The organism is Ruegeria sp. AL2 (assembly GCF_056540845.1).
In genome coordinates this window covers 137,534-149,682 of the sequence record NZ_JBQFXM010000006.1, presented here as the reverse complement: position 1 = coordinate 149,682, position 12,149 = coordinate 137,534, and the positions used below count along the sequence as shown (strand labels likewise).

General features: G+C 57.8%; 11 protein-coding genes and 1 pseudogene. 9 read left to right on the top strand and 3 right to left on the bottom strand.

The window, feature by feature from the left end:
• Nucleotides 1-55: 55 nt before the first annotated feature.
• Together ACR0ID_RS10765 and ACR0ID_RS10760 are read right to left on the bottom strand one after the other, a co-directional pair.
• Nucleotides 56-1,213: an acyl-CoA dehydrogenase family protein gene (locus ACR0ID_RS10765; RefSeq protein WP_480605305.1), complete on the bottom strand. Its 1,158-nt coding sequence runs from the start codon at nucleotides 1,211-1,213 to the stop codon at nucleotides 56-58.
• 142 nt (nucleotides 1,214-1,355) lie between these two features.
• Nucleotides 1,356-1,919, bottom strand: a complete 564-nt coding sequence (locus ACR0ID_RS10760; protein WP_480493663.1) for a TetR/AcrR family transcriptional regulator — start codon at nucleotides 1,917-1,919, stop codon at nucleotides 1,356-1,358.
• A gap of 303 nt (nucleotides 1,920-2,222) precedes the next feature.
• On the opposite strand from ACR0ID_RS10760, the gene ACR0ID_RS10755 reads away from it, so the two are divergent.
• Together ACR0ID_RS10755 and ACR0ID_RS10750 are read left to right on the top strand one after the other, a co-directional pair.
• Nucleotides 2,223-2,687, top strand: a complete 465-nt coding sequence (locus tag ACR0ID_RS10755; protein WP_480605303.1) for a nuclear transport factor 2 family protein — start codon at nucleotides 2,223-2,225, stop codon at nucleotides 2,685-2,687.
• 11 nt (nucleotides 2,688-2,698) lie between these two features.
• The gene (locus ACR0ID_RS10750; RefSeq protein ID WP_480605301.1) at nucleotides 2,699-3,319 is read left to right on the top strand and encodes a pyridoxamine 5'-phosphate oxidase family protein; all 621 of its coding nucleotides are present in this window, start codon (nucleotides 2,699-2,701) and stop codon (nucleotides 3,317-3,319) included.
• 220 nt (nucleotides 3,320-3,539) lie between these two features.
• On the opposite strand, the gene ACR0ID_RS10745 is transcribed toward ACR0ID_RS10750, so the two are convergent.
• A complete protein-coding gene (locus ACR0ID_RS10745) occupies nucleotides 3,540-4,202 on the bottom strand; it encodes a TetR/AcrR family transcriptional regulator (protein ID WP_480605299.1) in 663 nt (220 codons plus the stop codon).
• 65 nt (nucleotides 4,203-4,267) lie between these two features.
• Here ACR0ID_RS10745 and ACR0ID_RS10740 point away from each other — a divergent pair, with 65 nt between their 5' ends.
• The 7 genes and pseudogenes from ACR0ID_RS10740 to ACR0ID_RS10710 all read left to right on the top strand — a co-directional run.
• On the top strand, nucleotides 4,268-5,584 hold the full coding sequence (locus ACR0ID_RS10740; protein ID WP_480605297.1) for a flavin-containing monooxygenase: 1,317 nt from the start codon (nucleotides 4,268-4,270) through the stop codon (nucleotides 5,582-5,584).
• Nucleotides 5,581-6,483: a bile acid:sodium symporter family protein gene (locus ACR0ID_RS10735; RefSeq protein ID WP_480605295.1), complete on the top strand. Its 903-nt coding sequence runs from the start codon at nucleotides 5,581-5,583 to the stop codon at nucleotides 6,481-6,483. Before ACR0ID_RS10740 ends, ACR0ID_RS10735 begins: the two co-directional genes overlap by 4 nt.
• Nucleotides 6,420-7,412, top strand: coding sequence for an SDR family oxidoreductase (locus ACR0ID_RS10730; RefSeq protein ID WP_480605293.1), 993 nt, complete (start codon nucleotides 6,420-6,422; stop codon nucleotides 7,410-7,412). The genes ACR0ID_RS10735 and ACR0ID_RS10730 overlap by 64 nt, the downstream gene beginning before the upstream one ends.
• Nucleotides 7,409-8,173, top strand: coding sequence for an SDR family NAD(P)-dependent oxidoreductase (locus ACR0ID_RS10725; protein WP_480605291.1), 765 nt, complete (start codon nucleotides 7,409-7,411; stop codon nucleotides 8,171-8,173). Before ACR0ID_RS10730 ends, ACR0ID_RS10725 begins: the two co-directional genes overlap by 4 nt.
• Nucleotides 8,174-8,252: 79 nt before the next feature.
• Nucleotides 8,253-10,721: a heavy metal translocating P-type ATPase gene (locus ACR0ID_RS10720; protein WP_480605289.1), complete on the top strand. Its 2,469-nt coding sequence runs from the start codon at nucleotides 8,253-8,255 to the stop codon at nucleotides 10,719-10,721.
• Nucleotides 10,718-11,107: a Cu(I)-responsive transcriptional regulator gene (cueR, locus tag ACR0ID_RS10715; protein ID WP_209504709.1), complete on the top strand. Its 390-nt coding sequence runs from the start codon at nucleotides 10,718-10,720 to the stop codon at nucleotides 11,105-11,107. Before ACR0ID_RS10720 ends, cueR begins: the two co-directional genes overlap by 4 nt.
• A 95-nt stretch (nucleotides 11,108-11,202) precedes the next feature.
• A pseudogene (locus ACR0ID_RS10710) lies at nucleotides 11,203-12,081 on the top strand (NAD(P)-dependent oxidoreductase); the annotation flags it as partial.
• Nucleotides 12,082-12,149 lie beyond the last annotated feature (68 nt).

Below are 12,149 nucleotides of genomic sequence, written 5' to 3'. Positions count from 1 at the left end.
AAGCGAGCATTCCGTCAGGAATGATGACATCAGGCAAGAGGCCGCCCGGATACCTTCAAACGTCAAGCGACCGTGCGATCACCTCTTTCATGACCTCGTTGGTGCCGCCGTAAATCATCTGCACGCGGGCGTCTGCGTAGAGACGGGCAATTGGGTACTCCATCATAAAACCGTATCCGCCGAACAGTTGCAGGCACTCGTGCATGATTTCGTTCTGCACCTCCGAGCCCCAGTATTTGGCCATCGAGGCGGTGGCCGCGTCCAGTTCGCCTGCCTCCAGCTTGCCGATACAGTCATTGACGAAACTGCGCAGAACCTCGGCCTTGGTCTTGCATTCTGCAAGTTTGAAACGCGTGTTCTGGAAATCCATCACCCGCTGACCGAACGCTTTGCGCTCCTGCACGTACTTTACCGTTTCGGCAATGGCAAAATCGATCGAACCCAGCGCCATGATTGCGATATTCAGCCGTTCCCATGGCAGTTGCTTCATCAGCTGATAAAACCCCTGACCTTCCTCAGCCCCCAGCAGGTTCGTCATCGGTACTTTGACATCTTCAAAAAACAGCTCGGCCGTGTCGTTGCCCTTCATCCCCAGTTTTTTGAGGTTGCGCCCCCTGCGAAACCCCTCGGCCCCTTCGGTTTCGACCACGATCAATGACACACCCCGCGCGCCCTCGGACTTGTCAGTCTTGGCGGCCACGATGATCAGATCCGCCGTCTGGCCATTCGTGATGAAGATTTTCGAGCCATTCAGCCGGTAGGAGTTTCCGTCTTTCTCGGCCGTTGTGCGCACAGCCTGAACATCCGAGCCGGTGCTGGGTTCCGTCATGGCAAGTGCACCGACCATTTCGCCCGAAGCCAGTTTGGGCAGCCATTTCCGTTTTTGATCTTCGCTGCCATAGGCGGTAAGATAATGGGTCACGATCGACTGAATACCATAGCCCCAGCCGGCGTCGCCCCGTGCGCCCTGTTCGTACGCGGTGATGGCGTCAAAGCCCATACCACCGCCGACGCCGCCATATTCTTCGGGGATTGCACCAGCCATCAGGCCGGTTTCACCCGCTTTGCTCCAGAAGTCGCGATCAACGGCCCCGTTTTCAACCCAGGTTTCGATATTCGGCGACAGTTCGTCATCCATGAACCGGCCAGCCATATCCGCGAACATGCGGTGTTCGTCGGTGACCCATGCCGCGGTCGAAGTGAAAAGTGACATCAAAGGCTCTCCAAACAGTCTTTCGCAAAAGCCTAACGGTCGGCCCGATTCCCGCCAATCCACGTGACGTGGCGTTCCGACTTCGAACAACGCAACGTTTCTTTGCTAAGTAACTAAAAGAACCTGCTTGTTTTTAAGGAAATTAACTCAGCGCCAATGCCAGCAATTGCTGTGCTGCATCCCTGGCGTCTTCCGCAGGATCACAATTCTTGAGCAAAACCGCGGACACGATTGCCCCTTCCTGCAACAACACGATCTGGCTGGCGAGTTTCTGAGGATCACGCGCACTAGCCTGTTCAGCGACGGACGTGAAATGCTCCAGCAACAGCTGCTTATGTTCGGCAGCCTGCACATGGATCGGATGATCTGTATCCTGATATTCAGCCCCGGCCTTGATGAACATGCAGCCCCGGAACCCATCCTCCTCGAACCATTCCTTCAAGGCATCAAAACTAGCGATGAGTTGCTCGGCCGGTGTTTCTGCCATCTCTTCGATGCGCCGATAGAACCACTCGCGAAAATTCTCATCCCGCAGGCGCAGAGCGGCTACGATCAGGTCTTCCTTGGTGCGGAAATGTTTGTACATCGACGTTTTCGACACGCCCGTTTCCGCCACCAGCTTATCCATGCCGGTCGCGTGAAACCCGTCGCGGTAAAAAACCTTCAGGGCTTTGCTGACAAGTTCATCCCGTTTGTTTGGACGCATGATTCGGCTCCATGGTGTACCGTTCTGTACATATTACCCCGAAACATGAAGTACAACCGGCCTAACACAAATCATTGTTTTCATTAGAATTCACGGCTCGCCTTGAAACGCGCGGAAAATTTTCTGCTTTTCCCCTTGCAAAAGTTAACAGATCGGTACACCTTATTAGAAAGTTAACCGATCAGTACACCAGAGGATTTGACCGATGAAACGTCGCGCCAGCATATTCCCCCCTCAGTACGTTCCATTTCTTTTGACACTGGCCATCCTTGCCGCCTCTCTGACCTGAAAGCCCCCTGCACCATGTCCCGCCCCCCACTTCCCCCCTTCACGTTCGAAACTGCCACACAAAAAGTACGCATGGCCGAAAACGCCTGGAACAGCCGCGATCCCGACCGCGTCACCCCCGCATACACAGATGACAGTCAGTGGCGTAACCGGGCGGAATTTCTGTCAGGACATGGCGAAATTCACGCCTTCCTAAGCCGTAAATGGCACAAGGAGCTGGACTATCGACTGATCAAGGAACTCTGGGCCTTTACCGGTAATCGCATCGCCGTGCGTTACGCTTACGAGTGGCACGACGATAGTGGCCAGTGGTTCCGGTCATATGGCAACGAGAATTGGGAATTTGTCGAAGACGGGCGCATGTCGCATCGGCATGCCTCGCTGAACGATCACCCCATAGCCGAAAGCGACCGCTTGTTCCATTGGCCATTGGGTGAACGCCCCGATGACCATCTCGGGCTTTCTGAACTGAGTCTTTGAAAGGACATACCGTGCCGCGTGCGTTTTCCGAACTGACCTTCACCCCTACCGTCCGTGCCCATCAGGAGCGGATGGGATCGGCAAAAACCTATGCCAAATTCATTGAAGGTGGCCCGCAACAGGGCCATTTGATCGGCGAGCCGGAAAAACAGTTCATTCAGGCGCGCGACGGGTTTTATCAATCCTCGGTGTCTGAAACAGGCTGGCCGTATGTACAGTATCGCGGCGGTCCGGTCGGGTTTCTGAAAGTACTGGGGCCGCAAACCATCGGATATGCCGATTTTTCGGGTAACAAACAGTATATCTCGCGCGGGAATCTGGACGGCAACGAACGGGTCGCGATGATCCTGATGGATTACGCCAATCAACGTCGCTTGAAGATCCTGGGGCGTGTCGAATTCACGGAGGGTCAAGCCGCCGCTGCCAGCTTGTATCCAGAAGAGAGCGAAGCCCCTGCAGAGCGGGCGGTGATCATACGTGTTGAGGCGCTTGACTGGAACTGCCCGCGCCACATCACGCCGCGTTTCACCGAAACCGAACTGCGCCCGCATCTGAACAGTTTGGGCCAGCAATTGGCGCAGTTGCAGGCTGAAAATGAAAGGCTGAAACAAGAGCTGTCAAAGCTTTCGTGACGCGTAAGACACCACAGATTTTATTGAGTATAAACAGGGAATAAGCCAATGGTTCGTTCGGTCTTTCAGCTTTCTGCGGCGTGCCTTGCCGGAGCGGCCCTGATCCTTATGATCATGATGTTTGGTTTTTTTGCTTCGCCCAGCGCCGTCCGAACATCACCACCTTCTGTGTTCAGCACCATCCTGTTCAACCATTTGCAGCAATAGCAATGCTGTGCGTTCAACCGCGACTGGTCTGAACCATCGCTTCGATACCGGCTGTACAAAAATCGATCAGGCGTTCCACTTCTGACACCCCGCCGCCTTGCGACAGGGCCCCGACCCGCCAGCCACTGTTGAGATGCGCCAGCATTGCCGAAACGGAATAGACCTGGCCGCTGGCCAGCAGCGCAGGGTCAACGTCTGGATAAAGAGCAGCGATTTCGTCGATAAAAAGCCGGGCGGTCGGATCGAAACATTCAGCCGCGATTTCGCGCCAGCGCGGATCGACCGAGACATGCGCCACAAGGCGCCCATAGGCCATCCATCCCGAACCGCCTGTTTCTGCCAGTTCCACATAAGGCCGGATAAAACTGTCCAAGATTCCGCGCAGTGTCAGTGGACCCGCCCCTTTGGCCCTGTTCAGCGCATCGGTTCTGATCTGTGCCAGCTTGCCAGCACGACGTGCTATGGCGCGAAAAAACAGCTCCTCCTTGCCGCCGCCATGGTGATGAACAAGGCCAACCTGAACGCCTGCAAGCGCAGCGATATCGCGGATCGACGCACCTTCGAATCCGCGTTCAGCAAAGACTGTTTCGGCGGCATCCATGATCCGCGCTTTGGTTTCCAAAGACCGCTTGGACGGTGCCCTTTGTCTTGGTTTTTCTACGTTTTTCAGCGTCATGAATTTCATCTTGCCTTATTTTGGTCGTTCGTTCAATTTAAACCTCACGAACTTTGGGAGGGTTCATGACAGAAACGCGCGACGAATTCGCCCTGATCGGGGCGGGACCAATGGGTTTGGCCGCGGCCAAGGTGCTGAAAGAACAGGGGATCGCATTCCAGGGGTTTGAGTTGCATTCGGATGTTGGCGGTCTGTGGGATATCGATGCCCCAAGATCTACCATGTACGAGTCGGCGCACCTGATCTCTTCCAAACGCATGACCGAATTTGCGGATTTCCCCATGGATGACGCAGTCGCCGAGTACCCCTCGCACCGGGCGATGCGCGACTATTTCCGCGCATTTGCGGATCGTTTCGGGTTGCGTGAGAATTACAAATTCCATGCAGAAGTCACTCAGGTCTCTCCGCTGGGCAATCCGGGTGACGGTTGGCGCGTGTGCTGGCGGGATCAGGATGGCGACCATCAGGCCGAATATGCCGGCGTACTCATTGCGAACGGCACCCTGTCGGAACCGAATGTACCCAGCTTTCCGGGTACGTTTGACGGCGAGTTGATCCATGCCTCACAATACCGGTACCCCAGTCAGTTCGACGGCAAGCGTGTGTTGGTCGTGGGCGCAGGTAATTCCGGCTGTGACATCGCAGTGGACGCGATCCATCACGCGAAACGCTGCGATCTGTCGATGCGGCGCGGGTACTATTTCGTCCCGAAATACGTCTTTGGCAAACCCGCTGACACAATGGGCGGAAAGATCCGTCTGCCGATGTGGCTGAAGCGTAAGGTCGACAGCCTGATCCTTGGCTGGTTTGTCGGCGATCCGCAGAAGTACGGCTTTCCCAAACCGGATTACTGGCTGTACGAAAGCCACCCCGTGGTGAATTCGCTGGTTCTGTATCACGCAGGCCATGGCGATCTGAGAATCCGCCCGGATATTAGACGGCTGGAAGGCCACACCGTGCATTTCAAGGACGGCTCCTGCGACGACTATGACATGATCCTCGCCGCGACCGGATACAAACTGCACTACCCGTTTATCGACAAGGACCTGCTGAACTGGCGCGGCGATGCCCCGCATCTGTATCTGAACACGATACATCCCGAACGGGACGATCTGTTCGTGCTGGGCATGGTCGAGGCCACGGGCCTGGGCTGGCAAGGCAGGCACGAGCAAGCCGAGATGGTGGCGCGCTACATCAAGGGGCTTCGAAACGGCTGCCCCGTGGCAGCCGATCTGCACGAAGAAAAGCAAAAAGACTATACGCGCGCCACCGGAGGTATGAACTATATCGACCTGCCCCGCATGGCCTATTACGTTGATAAGAATACCTACAGAAGGGCTGTCACCGGCTGGATCGACCGGCTGCGGAAGGCCGCCGCATGAGTGGTATTGACCAGATCACACTGAATTTCAGTCCGGCGTCTCTGACGCTGTTGAATGCTATTCTGGCAATCGTGATGTTCTCGATTGCCATCGACCTGACGCCTCGGGATTTTGACCGTTTAAGGCGCGCACCCAAACCTGTGATTGTCGGATTGTTTTCACAACTCGTCGTCCTGCCAGCACTGACCTTTGTGATGGTGTGGATTGCAGCACCGCAACCATCAATTGCGCTTGGCCTGATCCTTGTGGCGGCTTGCCCAGGGGGCAATATCTCGAACTTCATTACCCACCGCGCGGGCGGAAATGCAGCGCTTTCGGTGTCGATGACAGCCTTCGCCACCATCTGTGCGATCTTTATGACACCTTTCAATATTGCGCTTTGGGGCGGGCTTTACCAACCAACCCGCGCAATCCTGCAACAGACCCAGATCGACCCAATGCAGATCGCGATCCTGGTCGGTCTGATGCTGATCCTGCCGCTGGTTCTGGGAATTACGCTGAATCAACGCCTCCCCGCCTTGACGGCACGTTTACGCGCACCGCTGCAACTTCTGTCGATGGGTATTTTTGCTGGGTTTATCGTACTTGCTCTGGCTGCCAACTGGGGGTTTTTCCTTGGGTTTGCCGGGGCTGTTGCCGGGCTTGTGATCCTTCACAACGCCCTGGCGCTGGGGGGCGGTTGGGTTGTGGCCACTCTGACCCGGCTGTCCCCCTTTGATCGCCGCGCCATCACCATTGAGACCGGAATTCAGAACTCCGGACTTGGGCTCGTCCTGATCTTTGCATTCTTCAACGGTCTGGGCGGCATGGCCGTGGTCGCTGCATTCTGGGGAGTATGGCACGCTATCTCGGGCCTGGCTTTGGCGTCGGTCATGGCGCGAACCGAGGCTGCGCGATGACCCGCATCCTGATAACCGGCGCTGCCGGGATGGTCGGGCAAGCGCTGTTGCCCGCATTTGTTGGGCACGAGGTCTTTGCAACCGATCTGAAACGCCCGGTTAACCTGCCGGAAGACGCCTCATTTTTGTCCATGGATGTTACAACCGACGCTCCTGCACGTGTGATTGCCAAGGTGAATCCGGATGTGATTGTGCATTTGGCTTCTGTCGTAACGCCGCCGCCGAAGATGGGGCGCGCGACAGCCTATGCTGTCGATGTCGAAGGCACGCGAAATGTGGTGAATGCCGCCATCGCAAACGGGGTGCGCAGACTGGTCGTTACGTCTTCCGGTGCCGCTTATGGCTATCATGCAGACAGTCCTGTGCCGTTGCGCGAAGACGACCCATTGCGCGGCAACCCCGAGTTTCCCTATTCAGATCACAAGCGTCAGGTCGAAGAGATTTTGGCCGAAGCCCGCAGTGCCGCCCCGGATCTTGAGCAGGTTGTTTTGCGCGTTGGAACGGTTCTGGGGGCTGGAACCGAAAACCAGATCACCGCCCTGTTTCGCAAACCCCGTTTGCTGGCGGTGTCCGGCAGCGAAAGCCCGTTTGTCTTTATCTGGACCCAGGATCTGGCACGCATCCTTCAGCGCGCAGCAACCGACGGGCCAGCCGGGATTTACAACGTCGCCGGTGACGGAACGATGGGCGTGACCGACCTGGCCTACGCTATGGGAAAACCGGTTCTGCGTCTGCCCGCATGGGTGCTGAAAGCGGCCCTAGCCGTGGCGCGCCCACTGAGTTTATCTCGCTATGGGCCGGAACAGGTACGGTTCCTTCAATATCGGCCAGTTCTGGATAATTCCGCCCTGAAATCTGAATTCGGCTATGTGCCCGAAAAATCCAGCGCCGAGGTTTTTGCGCTCTGGCAACGGCAGGCCGGGTTATGAAGACCGCAGTCATCTCTGGCGGTGCGGGCGGTTTGGGACAAGCTTTGAGCCGTGCACTGCAAGCCCGTGGGTGGCGGGTGGTGCTGTTGGATCTTGATGTATCCGGTCTGCAAACAGAACCGAACCAACTGCCAATTACTTGTGATCTGACAGACCCCGAACAGCTTGCCAACGCAATTCAAAGGGCGATCACGTCAAGCGACAGCATTGATCTGGTCATCTACAACGCCGGGGTTACGCAAATTCGGGGGTTTGACCAGTCTGACACGGCCAGTCACCGTGCACTGTTCGATATCAACTATTTTGCAGCCGTTGAGATGGCTCGTGCATTCTTGCAGCCTCTCCGCGTGTCAAAGGGAACGCATCTGGCTATCTCGTCGGTGGCTGGATTCGCTCCGCTCTGCCATCGCACGGCTTATGCAGCCTCGAAACACGCGCTTGAGGGTTTTTTCAAATCGCTTCGATCCGAAGAAAAGCCACATGGCGTTCAGGTTCAGATTGCAGCGCCGTCTTTTGTTGCCACCAACCCCGACAACGCAATGGAGCAACCCGACGGAACCGCGCGCCCCGGATCGGCCAAGGACGGAATGGACGAAATGAGCCCCGAGAGCGCCGCCGTGGCGATCCTGCGCGGACTGGACAAATCGCAGCCCATGATCCCGGTCGGACGCGTTGCACACATATCGTGGTGGCTCAACCGTCTGTCACCACGCCTGTATCAGCGCTTAATGGAGCGTAACATGCGCGGGCCGGGATCGTAGAATTTTGCCGCGACCCCCTTGACCTTCCTGTCACTGGAACCCCCATCTGGAGGGCAGAAAACCACGTGGGATGAGTCGCATGGCGCAAAAAGCACTGACAGAACTGAAAGTCACCGGCATGGGATGCGCGTCCTGTGTGGGCCGTGTCGAGGCTGCGCTGCGTAATGTATCTGGTGTTGATGCGGCCTCGGTCAATTTCGCGACCAAGACGGCGCAGGTGGAATTTGACGGGCCGGTTTCGTCCCTGACTGCGGCGCTGGATGCAGCCGGCTATCCGGCTGAAACAAGTCATGCGGATCTGAGCATCGAGGGCATGAACTGCGCATCCTGCGTTGGCAAGATCGAGCGCGTGTTGGCGTCCACCGCTGGCGTGATCGAAGCGCAGGTCAATCTGGCAACTCGGACGGCTTCGGTGACTTACGCCACAGCTGCAACTACGCCCGAGGCGCTGGCTCAGGTTGTTACCGGAATTGGATACCCCGCGCGTATCCAAGGCGTTGCCGAACCAGAAAGCCGGGAAGACAATGAAATTCAGCGGCTGGTTCGTTCCACAATACTGGCAGCGGCACTGGCCCTGCCCGTATTCATTCTTGAGATGGGCGGGCACGTGATCCCCGCCTTCCACCATTGGATACAGGCGACCATAGGAACGCAGACGAGCCATTTGATTCAATTTGCCCTGACCTCGGCTCTGCTGATCGGACCGGGGCGTGTGTTTTACCGCAAAGGTATCCCGTCGCTGGTACAGGGCACGCCGGACATGAACGCGTTGGTAGCACTTGGGACCGGCGCGGCTTATCTGTACTCGGTCACGGCCACTTTCGCGCCCGATCTGTTGCCGCAAGGTACGGCCAATGTCTATTTCGAAGCGGCCGCGGTGATCGTGGTTCTGATCCTTCTCGGCCGGTTGATGGAGGCACGCGCCAAAGGCAAAACAGGGGCTGCGATCCGAAAACTGGTGGGTTTGCAACCAAAAACCGCACGGGTCGAACTAGACGGACAGATACAGGACCGGCCAATCGCCGAAATCGTTGTCGGAGATATCCTGCACATCCGCCCCGGCGAGCGTGTGCCGGTGGATGCCGAAGTGCTTGAAGGCACCTCTTACGTCGATGAGAGCATGATCACGGGCGAGCCTGTGCCTGTTGGCAAGTCGGTGGGAGCGCCTGTTGTCGGCGGCACCGTGAATGGCACCGGCGCTTTGCGGGTAAGCACCACCCGGGTCGGTGGCGACACGGCTCTGGCACAGATCATTCGTATGGTGCAGCAGGCGCAGGGCGCGAAACTGCCTATTCAGGGGTTGGTGGATCGGATTACCTATCGCTTTGTTCCTGCGGTCATCGCTGTTGCGGTGATCACCGTCGCGCTCTGGCTGATCTTCGGCCCCAGCCCGGCCCTTCCTCTGGCGCTTGTCGCTGGCGTTTCAGTTCTGATCATCGCCTGCCCCTGCGCAATGGGGTTGGCGACCCCAACCTCGATCATGGTGGGCACCGGGCGGGCGGCAGAAATGGGCGTTTTGTTCCGCAAGGGGGATGCGTTGCAACAGCTTCAGCAGGCGCGCGTCGTCGCGTTGGACAAGACCGGAACCCTGACGCTGGGACGCCCCGAACTGGACAGCGTGACAACTGCGAAGGGGTTTGACCGGGAGGAGGTTCTGCGGCTGACCGCAGCCCTTGAGGCAAGGTCGGAACACCCGATCGCTTCCGCCATCACCCGAGCGGGGCCCGCGACACTGCCAGAGGCATCGGATGTCCGTTCGCTTACCGGGCTTGGCCTGCAAGGGTTGGTCGAAGGCCGCGACGTGTTAATCGGGTCGCACCGGTTGATGCAGCAGAGTGGGATCACCCTTGGAGCTCTGACGGATGAGGCCGAAACCCGTGCCGCTCAAGGGGCAACTCCTCTGTTCGTGGCTCTGGATGGGCAGGCGGCGGCCACTTTGTTCGTTTCTGACCCGATCAAGCCCGGCACAGTGGAGGCGCTGGACCGGTTGCACCAAATGGGGCTAACCGTGGCCATGATCACCGGTGACAACGCGCGCACGGCGCAGGCTCTGGCCGACCGGCTGGGGATTGATCATGTCACTGCCGAGGTACTGCCTGATGGCAAGGTAGATGCAATAACGGCTTTGCGGGACCGGTTCGGAGTGCTGGCCTTTGTCGGTGACGGGATCAACGATGCCCCCGCTCTTGCGGCGGCTGATATCGGCATCGCCATCGGTACCGGCACGGATGTGGCCATCGAAACAGCCGACGTTGTCCTCATGTCCGGTGATTTGCGGGGCGTCGCGAATGCGACCGAGATCAGCCGCCGGACAATGAAGAATATTCGCCAGAATTTGGGCTGGGCCTTCGGATACAATGTCCTTCTGATACCGGTGGCTGCCGGTGCGCTGTACCCGTTTGGCGGCTATCTGCTATCCCCTGCACTGGCGGCTGGTGCAATGGCACTGTCGAGCGTTTTTGTGGTCTCGAATGCGCTGCGCCTGCGCCGCATTCGCGCCAGCCTGCCGGAAACATCAGGTACGGCCACCAAAGAGGTGCACGCATGAACATCGGAGATGTTTCCGCCCGCACTGGCCTGCCCGCCAAGACGATCCGGTATTATGAGGACATTAACCTGATCAAACCAATGCGCGACGACAATGGCTATCGCCGGTTTCGCGACCAGGACGTGCATAAGCTGAACTTTCTGGGTCGCGCCCGGGCGCTTGGGTTCACCATCGAGGATTGCCGGACCCTGCTGGCACTCTACGAAGATGAGACCCGTGCCAGTGCCGACGTGAAACAGGTTGCACGCGACCATCTTGTTCAGATCGAAACCAAGATCGCAGACCTGAACGCCATGCGCGATACGCTAAGTCACTTGATCGACGCCTGCGCCGGGGACGACCGGCCCGATTGCCCAATCCTACGAGATCTGGGTGGGAAAGGCTGACTTGGGGTTGCCCTTTGGGCGCAGCTTTGCTTTGTCTTCGCCAGAGATTTCGGTCAGGCCTGTTTCGCTGAAGCCGACCGAACAGCGGAGAGGATCACAAAATGGCAAAAGTCGCGTTCCTTGGCCTTGGTGTCATGGGCTATCCCATGGCCGGACATCTGCAAGCCGCAGGCCATGACGTCACCGTTTACAACCGTACGACCACCAAGGCCGAGGCCTGGGTCGCGCAGCATGGCGGCGCGATGGCGACCACTCCGGAAGACGCCGTCACGGGTGCTGAGTTTGTCATGGCCTGCGTGGGGAATGACGACGACCTTCGCGCGGTTTGCACCGGAGAGGGCGGCGCGTTTCAGGGCATGTCCGAAGGGGCCATTTTTGTCGACCACACGACAGTTTCGGCAAAGGTCACGCGCGAACTTTATGCGGCTGGCCAATCTGAGGGTATCGCTTTTGTGGATGCCCCCGTTTCGGGCGGTCAGGCGGGCGCTGAAAACGGCGTTCTCTCAATTATGTGTGGCGGCGATCAGGCAGCTTATGATGCGGCTGAACCGGTGATGAACGTCTATTCCAAAATCTGCCGTCGACTCGGAGCCAGCGGCGCGGGCCAGATGACCAAGATGTGCAACCAGATCGCGATTGCCGGACTGGTTCAGGGTCTCAGTGAAGCATTGCACTTTGCCGAAAAAGCGGGCTTGGACGGAAAGGCCGTTGTTGAGGTGATCAGCCAGGGTGCGGCGGGCAGCTGGCAGATGGCAAACCGGTATGAAACCATGCTGGATGATCAGTTCGAACATGGCTTTGCTGTTGACTGGATGCGCAAGGATCTGGGGATTTGTCTGGATACGGCCAATGAAACCGGTGCGTCTCTGCCGGTGACCGCTCTGGTCGATCAGTTCTACAAGGACGTGCAGAAACTGGGCGGCGGGCGATGGGATACGTCATCGCTGTTCAAACGTTTGCGTGCCTTGGATTGAGGGGCCAGGGGGCTGTCTGCCCCCTCTTGTCCCTTTGGGCCAATTCACCCCCGAGGATATTTCCGGCC

Bases quoted from the DNA above. Each gene is read 5' to 3' on its own strand.
- ACR0ID_RS10720 (WP_480605289.1), top strand. From the start codon at position 8,253: ATGGCGCAAAAAGCACTGACAGAACTGAAAGTCACCGGCATGGGATGC.
- ACR0ID_RS10760 (WP_480493663.1), bottom strand. From the start codon at position 1,919: ATGCGTCCAAACAAACGGGATGAACTTGTCAGCAAAGCCCTGAAGGTT.
- ACR0ID_RS10745 (WP_480605299.1), bottom strand. From the start codon at position 4,202: ATGACGCTGAAAAACGTAGAAAAACCAAGACAAAGGGCACCGTCCAAG.
- cueR (WP_209504709.1), top strand. From the start codon at position 10,718: ATGAACATCGGAGATGTTTCCGCCCGCACTGGCCTGCCCGCCAAGACG.
- ACR0ID_RS10735 (WP_480605295.1), top strand. From the start codon at position 5,581: ATGAGTGGTATTGACCAGATCACACTGAATTTCAGTCCGGCGTCTCTG.
- ACR0ID_RS10725 (WP_480605291.1), top strand. From the start codon at position 7,409: ATGAAGACCGCAGTCATCTCTGGCGGTGCGGGCGGTTTGGGACAAGCT.
- ACR0ID_RS10755 (WP_480605303.1), top strand. From the start codon at position 2,223: ATGTCCCGCCCCCCACTTCCCCCCTTCACGTTCGAAACTGCCACACAA.
- ACR0ID_RS10765 (WP_480605305.1), bottom strand. From the start codon at position 1,213: ATGTCACTTTTCACTTCGACCGCGGCATGGGTCACCGACGAACACCGC.
- ACR0ID_RS10730 (WP_480605293.1), top strand. From the start codon at position 6,420: ATGGCACGCTATCTCGGGCCTGGCTTTGGCGTCGGTCATGGCGCGAAC.
- ACR0ID_RS10740 (WP_480605297.1), top strand. From the start codon at position 4,268: ATGACAGAAACGCGCGACGAATTCGCCCTGATCGGGGCGGGACCAATG.